This window comes from Holophagales bacterium, assembly GCA_016719485.1.
Lineage (GTDB): Bacteria > Acidobacteriota > Thermoanaerobaculia > UBA5066 > UBA5066 > UBA5066.
The window spans coordinates 485410-503550 of the sequence record JADJZB010000021.1 but is presented as its reverse complement, the minus strand read 5'-3'; the positions used below and the strand labels follow the sequence as shown (position 1 = coordinate 503550).

Here is an 18141-nt window from a genome sequence, read left to right as displayed (position 1 = left end):
TACCGCCAAACGCTCCGGACGACGCCCATCGAAATTCGAGCCGGCCAGGAATCCCCCGACGGCGCTGTATCCTTCCCCACCGGCGGAGTTCCCCCCCCGTGACCTCAGGCGCGGGACCCAAACTCCCGAACGGAGCCGAGCTCTGATGTTTCTCTCCAAGCTCGGGAATCGGCTGGCGTTGCACGGCGTCCTTCTCACCTGGACGGTGGGCGGTCTCGTCGGTTTCGTCGGATACAGGCAGATGGTCTCCGCGGTGCAGCGCGAAGCCGTAGCCCGCGTCCAGGATGCCGTGCGCGTCGGGCAGCGCGTGCTGGCGAACGAGTTCGCCGGCTTCGACCTCGAGGGTCCGGTCCCGCCGCAGGTCCGGCGGTGGAAGCTGACGGCCCGGGAGGCCGAGCCCGTCGGCTCGATCGCCACGCTCTTCCGCAAGGCCCGGACGGAGGGGCGGGCCGAGGGGTTCGCACTGCTCCCGGACGGGCTTTCGATGGTCGTCGTGCGCCGCGCCCCCGCTGGCGACCTCCGGGCTGCGGCGATGTCCCTCAGGGGCGCGAACAGGCTGCCCGACCTGATCCGCGACGTCGTGTTCGGGCCCGACGCAACCGTCAAGGGCGCGGCCACGATCACTCTCTTCGAGGGCGACGTCCGGGTCGCCACCAACGTCACGCTCCCGGACGGGAGGCGAGCCGTGGGCACCCGCGCGGCCCCCGACGTGACCCGCCGCGTCCTCCGCGAAGGCGCAGACTGGAACGACCGGGCCTACGTCGTCGACCGCTGGAGAATCAGCTCCTACCGGCCCATCCACGACGCGGACGGCGTCGTGATCGGGATGCTCTACGCCGGTCTGGACGAGGCCCCGTACGTCGCCGAGCGGGAGCGCAGCATGCTGCTCTTCGCGCTCTCCATTCTCGCGCTCATGCTCGCGGTGTCCGTCGAAGGGTGGATCGCGGGGCGGCGTCTCGCGCGGCCCCTGACCCGGCTGACGGCAGCCGCCACGGCCCTGGCGCGGGGGGAACGCGAGCACATCGAGGTCGCGCAGGGCGACCCCGAGGAGGTCCGCGCGCTCGCGGTCTCGTTCAACCACATGAGCGGCGAGATCCACGCCCAGACGGCGGCCCTCGAGGAGAGCCGGAAGCGCGCCGAGAAGGCTCTCGCCGACTACATCGAGATCCTGGGATTCGTCGCGCACGAGCTGAAGAGCCCCATCGCGGGCGCACTGACCCAGCTCGCCCTCATCGAGGACGGCAGCTACGGAAAGGCCCCGGAGGGGTTCGCCCGGCCCATGGCGGCGCTTCGCCGCTCGCTCGCGTACGGTCGCGAGATCGCGCAGAGCTTCACCCAGCTGAGCCGGGCCGAGGGTGAAGGGTTCGCTGCGAGGCCGCGTCTGCTCGGGGACCTCTCCAGGGAGGTGGCCGCGCTGGCCGCCGACGATTTCGCTTCCGAAGCGGCCCAGCGCCGGATGCGGGTGAACATCGAGGGCGGACCGGCCTCCGCCTGGGGCGACCCGGACCTCCTGCGGGTGGTCCTGGACAACCTGATCGGCAATGCCGTGAAGTACGGCGAGGAGGGAACGGACGTCCTCGTGACCCTCCGCCCGATCGGAGCCGGGCTCCGGGTCGAGGTGACCAATCACGGAATCGGGATTCCCGTCGACCGCTTTCCGGAGCTCTTCGAGAAGTTCCATCGTCTCCAGGACCCTCGGCTCCGCTCGCGCAAGGGCACCGGGGTCGGCCTCTACCTGGTCAAGCGGATCGTCGAGCTTCACGGCGGCACCGTCGGCGTCGAAGGGGAATACGGGCAGTGGATCCGCTTCTGGTTCGAGCTTCCGCCGCCCCCTGCGCACACCGAGCGGAATCCCGCGGAGACCCCGCGGGCACGTGTTGCGCCCTAGGCGCGCGCCGCGTTCTTCCAGTAGCGCATGAGCCCGGTCACGTTCATCGCGAACGGCAGCGCGTAGCCGTACTCCACGAGCCCCTCCTCCGAGACGCCCGCCTCGCGGAGCCGCCCGGTGAGCCAGGCCACGAATTCGGGGACGATCGCGGCCTCGTCCTTCCCCTCTTCCATCCGGGCCTTCACCCAGCCGGCCCAGGCCGAGAGCTCGACCTCGAGGGCGTCGAGGTGCTCCTCCACGTCGTCGAACCGGTCGAAGTGCGTCGGGTAGAGCGCCACGGGCTTCAGCTCGCGCAGGCGCGCGAGCGAGGCCCGCCAGACCGGGAGGTCGATGTCGGGAGGGGGCGTCGGCGGAAGCACCGGCCCTCCGGCGACCCTCACGCCGCCGACGTCGCCCGTGAACGCGAGCCCGTCGACGAGGTAGGCGTTGTGGTGGATCGCGTGCCCGGGCGTCGCGACGACGAGGACCTCCGCAGCTCCCACGCGGATCACCTCGCCGTCCTCCGTCGGCCGGAGCCGCTCGGGAGGAATCGGCTCGAGCGTCCCCCAGAGCTCGTCCATCTTCTCCGCGTAGATCCGCTTCGCCGAGGCGAGGAGCTTCGACGGATCGGCCAGGTGCGGCGCCCCCTTCGGGTGGACGTGGACCGTCGCCCCTTCCCGCGCCATCCGCCACGCCCCGCCGGCGTGGTCGAGGTGGATGTGGGTGAGGAAGACCGTCTTCACGTCCCGCGGCGTCAGGCCGTGCCGGGCGAGTCCGGCGACGAGGTTCGGGAAGGTCGCGTCGGGCCCCGTCTCGACGAGCGCCGCCTCGCCGCCCGACTCGATGAGGTAGGCCGCCGTCGTCCGCTCCCTGCCGTGGCCGAGGTCGAGCGTGTGGATCGTCGTGCTCACGTCCCGATACTGCTCGAACCCGGCTTCTTCCGCCAGACGGCGTGCGCATCTCCCGGGGACCCTGTTACGATCCCGCCACCGTTCCGATCTCCCCCGGCCCGAACGAAAACTCCTATCCTTGATTTGATTCCACGCCGGGTTTCAGGTCCTGTCCGTCATGAGGCGCGCGACCACGGGAGCGACGACAAGGGCAACGACGAGCTGAGAAGGAAGGAAAACCGTGCCGACCGGACCCGCCGCCCGAATCACGGATTCCGTGATGCACCCGCTCCCGCCCGTCCTCACGGGCGGCCCCCCAGCCCCCAACGTCCTCATCGGCTACCTGATGGCGTGGAAAGGGATCCCGCTCGCGGCTGCTCCGGGGATCATGGCGGCCAGCGCGGCCACGGAAGCGACGCTCCAGGCGCTGGAGACCGCGGCGAAGGTCGCCGAGGCTGCGGCGGCCGCCGCAGCCGGAACGCCCGGCGCGCCGGCGGCGGCCGCCGCCGCCACCGCCGCCCGGCTCGCGGCCGAAACGGCGAAGGCGACTTCGGCGGCCACGAACGGCGCCTCGATCGCTGCCGCCGCGGCCTCCGGGGCCAGCATGCATGCCTGCGCGCAACCATGGCCGATTCCCCCGCACGGGCCCGGCGTCGTCATCAACGGCTCGCCGACCGTCATGATCGGAAACTGCCCCGCCTGCCGGATGGGGGACACGATCATCGAGGCCATCGGCCCTCCCAATACGATCATGATGGGCTGCACGACGGTCATCATCGGAGACACCGGCATGGGAGGAACGCAGGGGGCCGCGCTTTCGGCAGCCGCGGCCAGTGGCGCCGCCTGCGTCGAAACGTGACGATAGCCCAGGACCCCGTTGGGGTCCCTGATCGGGAGACACTTTGAGGGATCTCGCCTCGACGACGGATCCCCCGGACCGCGCCGTCGCGGTGCCGTCGGCCACGGCGCACGAGGAAGGACTGCTGACCGCGGGCCGGCGTCACCTCCTCGACCTCCTCACCAACACCCCGGAACCGCTCTACGCCGTTCTCGACGCGGCCCGCGACCTGGCCGCGCTCAACTGGACGAGGGAATCCGGCGAGGAGTGCCAGTCCCTCTATGACGGCGCCTCGGCTCGCGACCTCGAGATGTTCGCCCCGTACCTGGTGCGATTCTCGAAGCCGTCTCCCCTGATCGGAAGGCTCGTCGCCAAAGCGTGGGGGAAGAGCTGGGGGATCTACCTGACGTCCGCGGCGACCTTTCCGGACCTGCGGAAGCACTTTCGTCACTTCCTCATGGCCGAGATCGAGCCCGCCAGGACCGTCTATTTCCGCTTCTACGACCCGCGCGTCCTCCGCGTCTACCTCCCGACGTGCCTGCCTGAGGAGGTCCGCCAGTTCTTCGGTCCGGTCTCGAGCTTTCTCCTCGAGGACGAGGACCCGAGCCTGCTCCTGAGGTTCCGGGACGGGGCGAGAGGCCTCGAGCGGGAGTACGTAGGCTTGGAGGAGGCCGATGTTCCGAATCCGTAAGGGGCAGGTCGACGCCTTCCGGGAGCAGGCCGTCGCCGAGCCGCGGCGGAAGATCGTCGCGGAGATCGAGCAGGTCCTTCCCGAGGAATCGGCGCGGCTTGGGCACGACAAGCTCGTCAAGCTCGTCGACCGGAACATCGAGAAAGCAGACGCGTACGGTCTCGGCTCCGAGGGCGGGATCTGCACCTACTGCGAGGCGGCGCTTCTCTATGGGGAGGACTTCGACACGAACCCGAAGAACAAATGGAGCCAGGACATCCTGCCTGTCGAGGAGATGGATGGGGAGCTGAAGAGAAAGCTCCTCGTCCTCCGCATCCAGGCGGACCACGGCAAGAGCGTCTAGGGCTGGCGATGGGAGACCCGAAAGACAAGTCCTGGCTCGAAAAGGCCGAGGACTACACCTCCGACAGCTACGACCAGCAGCGGAAGGCGATCCCCGAATGGGACACGTTCGGACGCGCCAAACACGACGTCGAAGTCGGAATCATGAAGGGCGTCTACGCGGGCGCGAAGGGCCTGATTTCGGGCGTGATCGACCTCTTGATCCTCGGCTACAAGCTCCAGAACGACCCCGAGACCCAGAAGAAGGCCAACGACGCCGTCATCTGGGCGGCGAAGGAAACCTACACGGCGTACTTCGGATCTCCACAGGAAGTCCAGGACCAGAACAAACGGCTCATCGCCTGGGGAGACAAGGTCTACGAAGGGATCAAGAAGAGCGTCACGGATCAGTGGGAGGAGGCCGGCAAGACGGAGGGCAAGCGGACGGAGCTCGCGACGAAGTGGGTCTCTCGCGGTGTCTTCGAGGTGGCCCTCTTCTTCGTGGGCGCGGGCGAGGCGAAGGCGGCGGTCGAGGGGTCTTCCGCGGCCTCGAAGCTCGCGAAGACGGGGCGCGTCCTCGATGCGGCCGAGGTCGGCTGCAAGACCATCGTCATGAGCAACAAGGAAATCCTCGCGGAGCAGGCCGCGAAGGACGCCGCCGCGGCTCTGAAAGCCGCCGAGGAGGCGAAGGCCGCACAAGAAGCCGCCGCGGCTGCGGAGGCGGCCAGGGCAGCCGCGAAAGCCGAAGCGGCGAGTGTCGTGCCGAAGAAGAAGCTCGGCCTCGGCCTGAAGAACAAGAACACGGATTACATCAAGTGGTCGAAGGAACGGGGCTACAACACGTACTCGGAAATGAGCGGTCGCGGTTCCTTCTCGGAGCAGATCGACCAGGCGATGAGTGCTGCGGACGAAATCCATTTCAACATGAAGGACCTGGACACGAACAAGGCCAGCGGAGTATTGAACGATTTCGGCGAGCCGCTGAACAGAAACTACACCAATTACGAACTCTACCTCGTGAAGACGAACCCGGAGTTCCGGGCGAAAACCGTGTGGCATGCAGCCGACGGAACCGTCAAGCCCAAGGGCTGGATGCCGCCGGGCTTCTAGACGGAGGGGCGGGCGATGGCGGCGCGAGTTCCAGAAAGGGAGTCTATGGCTCTGAAAGACCGGGTCACCGCTGCGATGATCCGCCTCGACATCGGAAGCGAGAGAAGCCTCTTCATCGTGTTCGGCGCGGACGGCACCATCAACAGGATGGGGACCGGCGAAGAAGGATCGGTGGAGAAGCGATTCTTCGCGGGTTCGACGCGGGAACCAATTCTCGCCAGGTTTCTCGACGGAGTCCGAGAGCAGGCGCTGGAGTCTCCCGGCTCGTTCGTCCTTCCGGATCCCAAGGGGACTCCGACGACGCTGGACATCCGGTTCGTCACGGACGACCGGGAGCTGAAATTCCAGTTTCAGTTCGGCTCCGAATCGGAAGGGCCTCCGGGCGAGATTTGCGGATGGGTCGAGAGAGCCGTGGAATTGACCGACCCGTGGTACGAGGAAGAGAAGAAGCGCGCATCACGTACCTAGCGAGAACCGGCCAGGGCGACTGAGCGTCCTGCGAGCCCCGGCCGACGTCGAGCGTGTGGATCGTCGTGCTCGCGTCCGAGAATCACACTTCCCATTCCTGGGGGTCATGCGTGGGTGGACGGCACGGCCCTCCCTGCGTGGAGAACGTGTCGAGACGGCAAAAGTAAAATGCGACGCATGCGCGGGTTCTCTCTTTCCACTTCCCTTCGGGGTGCCGTGGCGATGGCGTTTCTGCTCGCACCGACGGGGTCGCAGGTGCAGGCAAGAGGAGCAGGCGCGCCGCCGCCGAGCCTGGAGCGCCTGCTGCAAGCCGCTCGCACCGGCGACGTGGCGGGCGTCACGAGCGCCCTGTCCAGCGGCGCGCCGATCGACGGCGGCGACCCGAAATGGGGAGAGACGGCCCTGATGCGCGCGGCGGCCTTCGGTCAACGCGCGACGGTGCAGGCCTTGCTCTCGGCGGGCGCGAATCCGCTGGTGGAGTCGGCCGGCAAACGCACGGCGCTCCACGCCGCGGCCGAGGGCGGCGATGTCGACATCCTCCGCGACCTTCTGACGAAGGGACTCCCCGTCGATGGCGGCGCCGATCGGGGGGACACTCCCCTGACGGTGGCCTGTGCCGCACGCCGACCGGCGGCCATCGAGGCGCTGGTGGCGGCCGGCGCCAGGCACGAGGCCATGGGCAGCGACTGCGGCACGCTGGCCGACCTCATCGATCGTTCGCTCGCGAACGACACCGGGTCCCGCGACCTGCCGGTCATCCGCGCGTTCATCCGTGCGAGGTCCGGACTCGAGGTCGCCGGGCGGGTCTCGGGGACGCCCATCCAGGCCGTGGTCGCAGGCTGCCACCACCCCGATGCGCCGGAGGTCGCGCGCCTGCTGATCGACGCCGGAGTCGACCTCGAGGTGAAGACCGCCGCGGGGCTGACCGTGAGGGACGAGGCACGTCGACGCCTGCGCGGCGAGCCGCGCTGCGCGGCCACGGTGGCCGAGTTCGATCGCCGGGGAGGCCGCCGATGAACCCGCACCGGAAACGCGGCTTCGGCGCCATCGCCGCCATCGGCGGGGGCCTGCTCCTCCTGGTGCTCGTCGCGGCGTTCGTGTGGTGGGTCGCAGGCGACGCGGAGACGGAATCGACCTGTGACACCTGCCGTGCGGCCGAAGTCGGAGACCTGGCCGGCGTGCGGTCGGCGCTCGCCGCCAGGACCGACCTCGACGCGCGGCGTGCGGAGGCGACCAGCGCACTCGACGCCGCGCTCAATCTCCTGGAGATCGAGGGCGGCACCCAGGCGCGCGACATCGTCCTGGCCCTGCTCGATGCCGGCGCCGACCCGAGTCAGTTCACGTCGATCGCCCGGGGTGGCCTCGGCGGACGTTCGGGCCGGCCCGGGAACACCGTGAGCGGAGCCGGGAGCGGCACCGCCTATGTCCTCTACGCCGCCGAGCGCGCGATCGGCCTCGGCGACGCGGCGCTGCTCGAGCGGTTCATCGCCGCGGGGCTCGACGTGACCGGCAAGCCCGGCGGGGCCACGTTGACGAGGGCCGCCGCCGAGGGCCAGCTGGCCGTGGTGCAGCGGCTCATCACGCTCGGCGCCAACGTGAACCACCGGCACGACGACCTCGGCTCGCCCCTGGCGGCCGCCGTGCATCGGCGCCATCGCGACGTGGCGACCCTGCTCGACCAGCACGGCGCCCGCGAGTGGCAGTGACCCACGCCCTCGACGATCCGTTCGTCGGAGACGACGCGGCAGACGGCGCACGGCGCGCGAACGGCGAGGTAGCACCCCCGCGCTCCCAACGTCCACCCTGGTTCACAACCGAGCAGCGCCCGATCCGATCGGCGACGTCCGCCGAGGGGCGTGGAGTGCGCGATGGCACCGTCAGTGGGCTCTGGGAGTGGTCGTCCCGGCTTCGCGCGGCCGCGAGGATTCCGATCTGAAGACCGGGCGCAACCGCCGCGGCGAAGGAGGAAGCGTCATGAGAAACCGAATCTGCTGCCTGCTCCTTTTCTTTGCCCTCGGGCCGCTCGCCCGGGCGCAGGACTGCCCGTGGCTTCCGGACGGCCGCATGGACGAGGCGTATCCCCAGATGGCCCCGTGGAGCACACTGGCCGGGGGCGTGGGGCGCTGCAAGTTCATCAGCACCGGGCGCCGGCCGAACAACATCCTCACGCTGACGAGCATGGTGAAAGCCACGCCTCGGGAGGCGGAGGGCTACGTCCGCTCGCTGCACGACTCGATGGCCAAGACCTACGAGGCCAGTCCCCTGCCGGCCATCGGCCCCGGCGGCTTCGGCGTGAGGCAGCGGGGCGACGAGACGAGCGGGCTCCTGACGCTCGTCGGCCACAGCGGGAAGGTCGTCGTGATGGCCCAGCTGAGCTTCCGCGCGCGGGTCACCGACGCGGAGGAGGCGGTCGCCGTCGCGCTGGCGAAAGAGACGCTCGCCCAGGCGAACGATCCCGTCGCCCAGAAGGCCGCGACGACCTGCCCGTACTTCGACGAGGTGGGCCTGCAGAGGCTGCTCCCCGGCAAGGACCGGGAGGTCCAGGTCTTCGGCGAGACGAGCTGCATGGCGCAGTCCGGCAAGAGCGTTCTCGTCCTGTCGATCCTCGACGCCGACGATCCGCAACGGACGATCGCGTCGCTGGCCGACGGCGGCTGCAGGACGGAGGCCGCCGAGCCGCTCGGACCCGGGGCCACGCTCTCCTGGGGCTGCACCGGAGGGAACCCGCGCGCGTCGGTGCGGTACGCGGAGCCCCATCGGGTCGTCGAGCTCCACCTCACCCCCGGCCGCGAGCCGACGGCGGAGGAGCGCAAGGGTCTCGTGGAGCTGGCCCGGCTCGCCCGGACCCGGCATGTCGCTCCCTGATGGAAAACACCGGATTACGACCGATCGTCATCGCAGGAGGTCTCTCGTGAGCATTCGCACGCCTCTCGTCCGGTTCCTGATCGCCTCGGTCCTCATGCTCGGGTGCGCCGGCGCGTCGAGCGCGCCAGCGGCCGAGGCGCCCCCGGCCGCCGCGTCTGCCGCGGAAGGGGGAATCACCTGGAAGCCGATCCCCGCGGGGACCTTCACCATGGGCTGCACGACGGGCGACAGGGATTGCGGCTCCGAGCTGCCGCACGCCGTGACGATCACGCGCGCGTTCCTGATGGCGGAGACGGAGACGACGAACGGGTCGTACCGCCTCTGCGTCAGCTCCGGTGCCTGCAAGGCGCCGAAGGAGTGGGTGGGAGGCGAGAACGAGCCGGTCGTGAACGTGGAGAAGAGCGACGCCGTTTCGTTCTGCGCGTGGGCGGGGGGACGACTGCCGACGGAGGCCGAATGGGAGTACGCGGCGCGGGGAGGCCGGAGCGGGCTCATCTACCCGAACGGCAGCACCATCAGTCACGACGACGCGAACTACTCCGGTACGGGGGGCCGCGACCAGTGGGAGGAGGTCGCGCCGGTGAGGTCGTTCCCTCCCAACGGCTACGGCCTCTACGACATGGCCGGCAACGTCTGGGAGTGGGTCAGCGACGGGTACGACTCGTATCGGCCCGGCCCTGCCGTCGATCCAAAGGGCCCGGCAACAGGTGTCGCCCGCCTGAACCGCGGCGGCTCGTGGTACAGCTTCCCGAGCTTCCTGCGCGTCTCGTATCGGGTCTCGGTCGGGGCCGAGACTCGCTTCGACTACGGGTTCCGTTGCGTACGGAACAGGCTCGCTGAGGCTTCCGCCCCTGGGCCCTGCACGGCGTCCGTGCAAACGCGGCGGGTCGTGGCGGGAATCCCCCGGCAGCCGCGGTGCGGGAACAAAGCGGCTCCCGGGCGCGTTCCAGCTGCGTCGCCGCCCCGCTTCGGACGCGGGCGGCCAGGAGGCTCCATGGATCCCTCGCGTCTCGTCCTCGGCATCGCCCGCGCCGCCCTCGGCGGGGGGAAGAAGAAGGCTGGAAAGGCCCGAGGCTTCCTCTCCACTTCGGGCCTGTTGACGCCGGCCAGCCTTCTCGGCGCGGCCGGGGTCGCCTGGGGCGTCTGGGAGACGCTCCAGGCGAAGGGGGGCGGGCCGGGGGGCGGCCCTCCCGTCCCCCCGACCCCGCCGACGCTTCCGCCTCCGCCGGGGCCCGCCCTCGCGGTCCCCGCCCGCGCGGCGGCCGTGGCGGAGGCGCCGTTCCCCCCGGAGGCGCTCCGGCTCGTGAGGCTCGCGCTCTCGGCGGCCCGGGCCGACGGCGTCCTCTCGGACGGGGAACGCGAGGCGCTCCTCGCCGTCGCCCGCGCCGAGGGGGCCGAGGACGCGGTCGCGGCGGAGATCGCGCGGCCGACGCCGCTCTCCGAGGTTCTCCGCGACGCCCCCCCGTCGAGCCGGGAAGAGCTCTACGTCCTCGCCTTCACGGTCGTGCGCGCCGACGAGGGGGTCTCCGGCACCGAGAGGGTCTACCTCGCGCACCTGGCGAACCGCCTCTCTCTCACGCCCGACCGGACGGCCGCGCTCGAGGCGAGGACCGCGGCGGCGATCGACGCCGCCCCGGTCTCCTGAAAGGAACCGGGTCGATGTCCGACGCGCGCTGGCATCTCCTCATCGGCGGCCACCCGGTGGGCCCCCTCACGGCTGACGAGGTCCGCACGAGCCTCGCCAGCGGCAGCGCCGACCGCGCAACGCTCGCGTTCGGGCCGGGCCTCGCCGGCTGGACGCCGCTCGGGGGCGTCCCCGAGCTCGCGGGGCCGTCCGCTGCGGGCGCGCCGCCGCTCCCTCCGCCCCCTCCGCGTCGGGCGCACGAGATCGACTTCGAGGTCCACGGCTCCGAGATGCAGTTCGTCGAGGTGACGCTCGACCCGGGCGAGGCGGTCGTCGCCGAGGCGGGCTCGATGATGTTCATGACCTCGGGGATCGCGATGGAGACCGTCTTCGGCGACGGTTCCTCCGCCGCGCCGTCGGGCGGTTCGAAGCTGATGGGGGCGCTCCTCGGCGCCGGAAAGCGGCTTCTGACGGGCGAGAGCCTCTTCATGACCGTCTTCGCGAACGCCGGCCGCGGCCGCGAGAGGGTCGCCTTCGCGGCCCCCTACGCCGGGAAGATCCTCCCGATGGACCTCGCCAAGCTCGGCGGCGAGCTCGTCTGCCAGAAGGACTCCTTCCTCTGCGCGGCCCGCGGCGTGTCGGTCGGGATCGCGTTCCAGAAGCGGCTCGGCGTCGGTCTCTTCGGCGGTGAGGGTTTCGTCATGCAGCGCCTCACGGGTGACGGCCTCTGCTTCGTCCACGCGGGAGGGACGATCCACCCGGTCGACCTCGCCGCCGGGGAGACGCTCCGCGTCGACACGGGCTGCCTCGTGGCGCTCGCGCCGTCCGTCTCCTACGACATCCAGTTCGTCGGGAACGTGAAGACGGCGCTCTTCGGCGGGGAAGGGGTCTTCTTCGCGTCGCTGACCGGGCCCGGGAAGGTCTGGCTCCAGTCGCTCCCGCTCTCGCGCCTCGCCGACCGGATCGTCTCCGCCGCGTCGCGCACGGGCCGCTCGGAGGAGGGGTCGGTGCTCGACGGCGCAGGCCTCGGCCGTCTCTTCACCGGGGGCTGACCGGTCGTGCCTCCCGCCGCCTCTCGCCGGCTTCGCCGGGCTCTCGGGACGCTCCTCGGCGCCGTCGCCGTCCTCGCGGCGGCGGTCGTGACGACGGGCTGCGTCCTCTCGGCGCCGGGATACGAAGGGCCGCGGACCGCGTACTTCGACGGGAAGAGGTTCCGCAACGAGGTCCCGGAGGAGCACGGCTTCGGCGCCTTCCTGAAGTGGATCACGAACCGCGACCGCGGGCCGTGGCCCGAGGAGAAGCTCGCCGTCGCCCCCGCCCCGCCTCCTCCCCCGCGCGTCGACGGGGGCGCGCTGCGCGTCACGTTCGTGAACCACTCCACGGTCCTCGTCCAGGTCGACGGGCTGAACCTCCTCACCGACCCGGTCTGGTCGGACCGTGTCGGGCCGGCCTCGTGGCTCGGCGTGAAGCGCCTCCGGGAGCCGGGGCTGCGCTTCGAGGACCTCCCGCCGATCGACGCCGTCCTCCTCTCGCACAACCACTACGACCACCTCGACCTCCCGACGCTCCGGCGGATCGAGGAGCGCTTCCGGGCCCCCGTGATCACGGGGCTCGGGAACGCCGAGTACCTCCGGCGCAAGGGGATTCCCGGCGGCGTCGACCTCGGCTGGTGGGAGGGGCACGACCTCGCGCCCGGCGTCCGCGTGACCGCGGTGCCAGCCGCTCACTTCTCCGGGCGCGGCCTCTTCGACCGCGACCGGACGCTCTGGTGCGGCTTCGTCGTGGAAGGGCCTTCTGGACGCGTCTACTACGCGGGCGACACGGGGTGGGGAACGCACTTCGACGAGGTCCGGCGCCGCTTCGGGCCGATGCGCCTCGCGCTCCTCCCGATCGGCGCCTACCGTCCGCGCTGGTTCATGAAGCCGGTCCACGTCGACCCGGCCGAGGCCGTCGCCGCCGCCCGGGTCCTCGAGGCGGAGACGAGCGTCGGCGTCCACTTCGGGACCTTCCCCCAGGCCGACGACGGGATCGACGAGCCGGCCGCGGACGTCGCCGCCGCGCTCGCCCGGCTCCGCGACGAGGGGATCCCGCCGCCGCGCTTCGTCGTCCCGGCGAACGGCCAGGCGCTCGAGGCGCCGGCCGCGCCGTAGGCCCCGTGCGCCCGGCGCCTGCTCGCTACGGCTTCGTCCGCCCGCGCGAGAACGTCCAGTCGACCTGCAGGATTCCTCCCTGAACGGCGACCTCACGCTTCCCGTCGCCAATCGGTCCCTCGAGAGTGAAATCCATCGTGGCCATCGGCGCGGCGGAAGCCTTGACGAGCCCCGGACGGGGTCAAGCCCCGGACGGGGTCAGGTCTTGATTTTCTATTCTGTGCCGGCGAGTGGAACGCAGAGCGTCGTGGACTTGAAGCGCAGGCTGGCGCTGGTCGACGGACGTCAAGCCGATCGCTGGAACGGCATGGTGCGACGCACCGCACCTCCAGTACGTGCTCGCCGGGACGATTCACGTCCTCATGAGCGATGGGACCGGGTTCGACGTCAAGGCCGGCGACGTCTCGGTTCTGGCCGCCGGGCACGACGCGTGGGTCGTGGGCGACGAGACCGCCGTAGCCGTCGACTGGTTCGGCGCCACGGATTACGCGAAGGGCTGAAGGCCTCGCCGCATCTCCCGGTGCCCTCGAGCGGGCCGGCCCTGTCCGGTCAGCGACCGGCGAGGTGCGCGCGGAAGGCCGCTTCGCGCTCGGCCTTCGACTCGTCGAACGCCGCCGCGAAGTTGCCCTCCTCGTCGTCCGACACGGCGAACCGCCGGAAGTAGTCGAGCACCGCGGCGAGGTCGTACTGCAGCACGTGGACGATTTCGTGCGCCAGCATCGCCACCCGGGCCCTCCAGTTCGTGCGGGCGACCGCGCCCTCGTACAGCAGCACCCGCCCCGGCATGCCGACACCGTCGAGCGTGGCGGCCGTCCGGCGGGCGATCCCGGGCGGGTAGCCCGAATCGATCAGGCCCCGCGCGAAGGCCCCACGGCTCGGGTAGAAGCTGACGCTGAACTCGACGGGCGGAAGGCCCAGCGGCCCCTGCAGGACCTCGACGACCGAGGAGATCGTCTGCGGCCAGTTGCGGATCCTGTCGCCGTGCGCCACGGCGATCGTCCGGTCGGCCGGTCACGACAGCGTGTGCGGCCCGGCCCCGGCGCAGGACGCGACGAGCCCCGCGACCGCCACCAGCGCCGGCGCGCGCCCCGGAAGGCCGCGCGACCGGAAGCGCTCGAGTCACGAGCCGTCGACGGTGTTACGCACGGGAGAGGAGGATGGGGCGTCCGCCTCGCGCCCGGAAGGCTCCAGGGCTGAAGGCGTCGACGGCCGGGCGTCGTGACCGTCAGCGCGGGTTCCCGTAGAGCCGCGCGAGGCGCGCTGGCGGGACGCCTGCCGCGTAGAGGAACGGGAAGACGTTGACCAGGACGAAGTAGTAGAGCGGGCGCGAGAGAAACCGCCGGCCGGAGACGCGGACTCGGGCCGGGACCGTGCGGATCTTCCCCACCCGCCGGAGGCGCCGGCTCATCTCCAGGTCCTCCATGAGCGGCTGCTCCGGGTAGCCTCCGAGCCGCTCGAAGATTCCGGCTCGGATGAAGACCGCCTGGTCGCCGTACGGCAGACCGGTGTAGTTTGACCTCAGGTCGGCAAGGTGTAGGAACGGTGCGAGCCGGTGGCCCGGCGCGTCGGGAACGGTTCTGGTCCGGAAAGCCCCTGCGACGACGCCCGGGTCGGCGAGCGCCTCGGCGACGTGGCGGATCGCGTCAGTCGGGAGCTCGACGTCGGCGTGGAGGAAAAGGAGCACGTCGCCCGTGGCGGCCCGGGCCCCGGCGTTCATCTGGAGAGCGCGGCCTCGCGGCGCGTGGAGGACGCGGACCCCTTCCACCTCGCGGGCGACGCGGATCGTGCCGTCGCGGCTCCCGCCGTCGACGACGAGGACCTCGTGCCACGGGCCGGAGTCGAGAAGGGTGCCCAGCTGCCTGCCGATGCGGGCCTCTTCATCGAGGACCGGGATGACGACGGAAACGCGGGGCGTCTCCGCGGCGAGACGTGCGAGCGCTCTCGCGGTTGCCGGGGCGCGGATCTCGCCGCGCACGAGACGCCGTCGGAGCGGCTCGAGGTCTTCGGGGCGATCGACGTCGAACCAGGGCGGCAGGACGTGGACGGAGAGTCCGCGCTCGAGGAGCCGCTCCTTCGTACGTTCGAAGGTCTCCTCCGAGCTCCACGGCAGCCCTTCGAGGAGGCCGTCCGGCGCCCGACGCAGGCCGAGGAGATAGAAGCCCCCGTCGTCGGAGGGTCCGAGGACCGCGTCCTTCGTCCCCAGCGCCCGCCGAGCGTCGTCGAGGAGCGTTCCGGGGAGCCCCGGGGAGTCGGTGCCGACCGCGAGCGCCGCGGGGGCCCTCGCGAGGGCGCGCTGGAGCATTCGACTCAGCCGATCGCCGAGGTCGCCGTCGCCCTGCGCCCAGGCCCCACGCACTCCCAGCTCGCGCCACTCGGGCGCGTCCGGGTCGGTCGTGGCAAGGACCGGCACGCCCCAGGGGTGCGACGAGACGTCGGCCCACGTGTCCTCGAAGAACGCTCGCGCGATGCCGGCGGCGGCTTCCTGCCCGATGACCTCGGCGAGGCGCGTCTTGGCTTCGCCGGCCCGCGGAGGCTTGGCGAAGACCAGGACCGGGAGGCGCCTGTTCAGCGTCTCAGCCACCGGAACACCTTCGTCAGCCGGGCCTTCGTGCCGGGAGTCAGCTTCGTTCGCATGTATGCGTCTCCGAGCGCCCGGTTCACTTCGGAGAGGCTCGGGTAGGTGTGGATCGTCGCGGAGAGCCTGGCGAGGGTGATCCCGTGCTTCTTCGCCAGGACCAGCTCGGCCAGCAGGTCTCCCGCGCGCGGGTGGACGATCGTGGCGCCCAGGATCTCCCCTTTTGGCCCGGCGACCACCTTCGCGAAGTACCCCTCGGATTCGCCGTCGCAGACGGCGCGGTCGACGTCGTCAAACGTCACCTTGAAGACCTGGTGTGGAGTGCTCCCCGCCTTCGCGTTCGTCTCGTTCAGTCCCACGTGCGCGATCTCCGGCTCAGTGAACGTCGTCCACGGGAGGTTCGCGAGATCGTGCCGCGTCGTACCGGGGAAGAGAGTGTTCCGGATGACGACCCTCGCCTGGTGCCCCGCCCAGTGCGTAAAGAGCGGGCCACCGGCCACATCTCCCACCGCCCAGACCGACGGAACGTTCGTCCGGCACCTCGCGTCGATCTCGATTCCCTTCTTCGAGAATCTCACTCCCGCCGCCTCGAGCCCGAGGCCGTCGACGTTTGCCGTTCGGCCGACGGCGACGAGGATCTCGTCGGCTTCGACCTCAGTCTCGACGCCTCCCGCCCGGGCGACGGTCACGATCTTCTTTCCGTCGCGCGACGCGACACGCGTCGCGCGGCTCCCGTCGAGGATTCGAACCCCTTCGCCCCGGAGTCTCGCCGCGAGGACGGCAGCCACGTCCGGGTCTTCCTTCGCGCAGATGTGAGCCGTGGAGGAGACGATCGTCACCTTCGTCCCGAGCCGGGCGAAAGCCTGTCCCAGCTCCGTACCGATCGGACCACCTCCCATGACGACGAGCGATCCCGGCCGCTCGTCCATCTCGAAGACCGTCTCGTTCGTCAGGAATCCCGCCTCGGCGAGTCCCGGGAGTCGCGGGGACCGTCGCCCGGGAGCCGGTGGCGACGACGATGTGCCGCCCCCAGACCGTCTTCCCGCGATCTCGACCTCGTGGGCCGACTTCAGCCTCGCCGCGCCCTGAAAGACCTCCACGCCCAGCCCGGTGAACCGCTCGACGGAATCGTGGGGCGCGATGCGCGCCTGGGTCGACCGGACCCAGGCCTGCACCGCCTTCCAGTCCTGGGGGCCCGGCTCCGGGAGGTTCAGGCCGAAACGGCCTCCCTCCCGCGCGTGCTGAAGCGCCTTCACCGCGGCGAGGAGCGCCTTCGAGGGGACGCAGCCCGTGTTCAGGCAGTCGCCCCCCATCCGGTGCTTCTCGGCCAGCGCCACGCGGGCCCCAAGACCCGTCGCTCCGGCGGCCACGACGAGCCCGCCGGAGCCGGCGCCGATCACGACGATGTTGTAGCGCTCCATTCCCCGCTCCTGTGCCACCTGGATGCCCGAACTCGACAGAACGTTTCGCACGGGAGCCTATGTGACGACATCCGAAACCTCTACGCTCGGCACGGCATCGGAATGGGGAGAGACTCGTCGACAGGCTCGCCCCTCATCCGACCGGACCAGGACAAGGAGACTTCGCCATGCGGTTCACCCTCACCGCCACACTCGTCGCCGTCACGGCCCTCGCCGCACTCCCTTCGGCAGCGGCGAATGTTCCCGGGGCTCCTCCGCCCTTTGCCCTCCCGGACGTCGACGGGAAGACCGTGACGCTGGAAAGCTTCAGGGGCGCGTCCCCGGTCCTCCTGGTCTTCTACCGGGGCTACTGGTGACCGTACTGCGTGGAGCAGTTGCTCCAGCTGGAACGCCTGAAGGCCACCACCCTTTCCGGAGTCGCCGTCCTGGCGATCTCGCCCGACCCGGCTGAGAAGACGAAAGGGCTGCTCGAGAAGGTCCATCGTTCGAAGGACGTCACGCTGACGCCCCGGTTCCTCTCCGACCCGGACCTGAAAGCCACGGACGCCTACGGGATCCGGAACGCCGAGGCAAGGAAGCCTCTACCGCACCCGACGACCGTCCTCGTGGATCGCGACGGCCGGGAGGTCTGGCGATTCACCGAGAGGGACTACAAGCGGCGGCCGACCGACGACGAGATCCGTACGGCCGTGGGCCGGCTTCGATCCGGGAAGTAGGCCGAGCGGACAACCCTTACGAAACCGAATGGCACCCGCCGGCATCCGATCGTTCGAGGAGAATTCGATGCTCGGCAAGCTTCTTTCCCTTCGCGCCTTCGTCGTCAGGACTGCGAACGCGCTGTCGTGGGTGCCGCTGACCGCGGCTCGGCTCGCCCTCGGCTGGGTCTTCGTACAGTCGGGCTGGGGCAAGCTCCACAACCTCCCGCAGGTCGTCGAGTACTTCACCAGCCTCGGGATCCCCGCACCGAGCCTCCAGGCTCCGTTCGTGGCGGGCGTCGAGCTCGTCGGCGGGGTCTTTCTCCTCGGCGGGCTCTTCACGAGGGTCGTCTCGGTACCGCTGGCAATGACGATGGTCGTCGCGCTCCTCACGGCCAAGCGCGCGGACATCGCGAGCGCCGGAGACCTCTACGGAACGGTCGAGTTCCTTTACCTCCTCGGGTTCGGCACCCTCGCCGCGTTCGGAGCTGGCTTCCTTTCCCTCGACGAGATCCTCGTCCGGCGATTCGCGCCGGCCCCGGGAACCCCGGGCTCGGACTGAAGGCGGCACCGGACAGTCCCGGGCGGCATCGAACGTCGCGGGAAGCACCGCTTCCGCGACGAGA

At 70.6% G+C, this 18141-nt stretch carries 20 protein-coding genes; 16 read left to right on the top strand and 4 right to left on the bottom strand.

Going from position 1 to position 18141, the window contains the following annotated elements; translation table 11 throughout:
* Positions 1-145: 145 nt before the first annotated feature.
* On the top strand, positions 146-1888 hold the full coding sequence (locus IPN03_14310; protein MBK9374859.1) for a cache domain-containing protein: 1743 nt from the start codon (positions 146-148) through the stop codon (positions 1886-1888).
* On the opposite strand, the gene IPN03_14305 is transcribed toward IPN03_14310, so the two are convergent.
* Positions 1885-2766 (bottom strand): MBL fold metallo-hydrolase, encoded by an 882-nt coding sequence (locus tag IPN03_14305; GenBank protein MBK9374858.1) that lies wholly within the window; start codon positions 2764-2766, stop codon positions 1885-1887. The genes IPN03_14310 and IPN03_14305 overlap by 4 nt on opposite strands.
* Before the next feature lie 271 nt (positions 2767-3037).
* Here IPN03_14305 and IPN03_14300 point away from each other — a divergent pair, with 271 nt between their 5' ends.
* The 12 genes from IPN03_14300 (at position 3038) to IPN03_14245 (ending at position 13324) form a co-directional block, all read left to right on the top strand.
* On the top strand, positions 3038-3616 hold the full coding sequence (locus tag IPN03_14300; protein MBK9374857.1) for a PAAR domain-containing protein: 579 nt from the start codon (positions 3038-3040) through the stop codon (positions 3614-3616).
* Between the two features lie 43 nt (positions 3617-3659).
* Positions 3660-4286: a DUF4123 domain-containing protein gene (locus tag IPN03_14295; protein ID MBK9374856.1), complete on the top strand. Its 627-nt coding sequence runs from the start codon at positions 3660-3662 to the stop codon at positions 4284-4286.
* Complete coding sequence (locus IPN03_14290) at positions 4270-4629, top strand: hypothetical protein (GenBank protein MBK9374855.1); 360 nt, start codon at positions 4270-4272, stop codon at positions 4627-4629. Before IPN03_14295 ends, IPN03_14290 begins: the two co-directional genes overlap by 17 nt.
* 8 nt (positions 4630-4637) lie before the next feature.
* Positions 4638-5717, top strand: a complete 1080-nt coding sequence (locus tag IPN03_14285) for a hypothetical protein (GenBank protein ID MBK9374854.1) — start codon at positions 4638-4640, stop codon at positions 5715-5717.
* Positions 5718-5732: 15 nt separating this feature from the next.
* Complete coding sequence (locus IPN03_14280; GenBank protein ID MBK9374853.1) at positions 5733-6185, top strand: hypothetical protein; 453 nt, start codon at positions 5733-5735, stop codon at positions 6183-6185.
* Between the two features lie 222 nt (positions 6186-6407).
* Complete coding sequence (locus IPN03_14275) at positions 6408-7202, top strand: ankyrin repeat domain-containing protein (GenBank protein MBK9374852.1); 795 nt, start codon at positions 6408-6410, stop codon at positions 7200-7202.
* Complete coding sequence (locus IPN03_14270; GenBank protein MBK9374851.1) at positions 7199-7891, top strand: hypothetical protein; 693 nt, start codon at positions 7199-7201, stop codon at positions 7889-7891. Before IPN03_14275 ends, IPN03_14270 begins: the two co-directional genes overlap by 4 nt.
* A gap of 268 nt (positions 7892-8159) precedes the next feature.
* A complete protein-coding gene (locus IPN03_14265; protein ID MBK9374850.1) occupies positions 8160-9050 on the top strand; it encodes a hypothetical protein in 891 nt (296 codons plus the stop codon).
* A 46-nt stretch (positions 9051-9096) separates the two neighbouring features.
* On the top strand, positions 9097-10695 hold the full coding sequence (locus tag IPN03_14260; GenBank protein MBK9374849.1) for a DUF533 domain-containing protein: 1599 nt from the start codon (positions 9097-9099) through the stop codon (positions 10693-10695).
* 14 nt (positions 10696-10709) lie between these two features.
* Positions 10710-11726 (top strand): TIGR00266 family protein, encoded by a 1017-nt coding sequence (locus tag IPN03_14255; GenBank protein ID MBK9374848.1) that lies wholly within the window; start codon positions 10710-10712, stop codon positions 11724-11726.
* An 87-nt stretch (positions 11727-11813) separates the two neighbouring features.
* Positions 11814-12824: an MBL fold metallo-hydrolase gene (locus tag IPN03_14250; protein MBK9374847.1), complete on the top strand. Its 1011-nt coding sequence runs from the start codon at positions 11814-11816 to the stop codon at positions 12822-12824.
* A gap of 362 nt (positions 12825-13186) precedes the next feature.
* Positions 13187-13324 carry a hypothetical protein gene (locus IPN03_14245; GenBank protein MBK9374846.1) on the top strand — a complete coding sequence of 46 codons (138 nt, stop codon included), beginning with the start codon at positions 13187-13189 and terminating at the stop codon, positions 13322-13324.
* A gap of 49 nt (positions 13325-13373) precedes the next feature.
* On the opposite strand, the gene IPN03_14240 is transcribed toward IPN03_14245, so the two are convergent.
* The 3 genes from IPN03_14240 to IPN03_14230 all read right to left on the bottom strand — a co-directional run bounded on the left by IPN03_14240 (position 13374) and on the right by IPN03_14230 (position 16871).
* Positions 13374-13814 carry a hypothetical protein gene (locus tag IPN03_14240; protein MBK9374845.1) on the bottom strand — a complete coding sequence of 147 codons (441 nt, stop codon included), beginning with the start codon at positions 13812-13814 and terminating at the stop codon, positions 13374-13376.
* Between the two features lie 235 nt (positions 13815-14049).
* A complete protein-coding gene (locus IPN03_14235) occupies positions 14050-15405 on the bottom strand; it encodes a TIGR04283 family arsenosugar biosynthesis glycosyltransferase (protein MBK9374844.1) in 1356 nt (451 codons plus the stop codon).
* A complete protein-coding gene (locus tag IPN03_14230; protein MBK9374843.1) occupies positions 15390-16871 on the bottom strand; it encodes an FAD-dependent oxidoreductase in 1482 nt (493 codons plus the stop codon). Before IPN03_14230 ends, IPN03_14235 begins: the two co-directional genes overlap by 16 nt.
* Before the next feature lie 116 nt (positions 16872-16987).
* Here IPN03_14230 and IPN03_14225 point away from each other — a divergent pair, with 116 nt between their 5' ends.
* The 3 genes from IPN03_14225 (at position 16988) to IPN03_14215 (ending at position 18077) form a co-directional block, all read left to right on the top strand.
* Complete coding sequence (locus IPN03_14225) at positions 16988-17176, top strand: redoxin domain-containing protein (GenBank protein MBK9374842.1); 189 nt, start codon at positions 16988-16990, stop codon at positions 17174-17176.
* 9 nt (positions 17177-17185) lie between these two features.
* Positions 17186-17536 carry a redoxin family protein gene (locus tag IPN03_14220; protein MBK9374841.1) on the top strand — a complete coding sequence of 117 codons (351 nt, stop codon included), beginning with the start codon at positions 17186-17188 and terminating at the stop codon, positions 17534-17536.
* A 67-nt stretch (positions 17537-17603) separates the two neighbouring features.
* Complete coding sequence (locus tag IPN03_14215) at positions 17604-18077, top strand: DoxX family protein (GenBank protein ID MBK9374840.1); 474 nt, start codon at positions 17604-17606, stop codon at positions 18075-18077.
* The last annotated feature ends 64 nt before the right edge of the window (positions 18078-18141 follow it).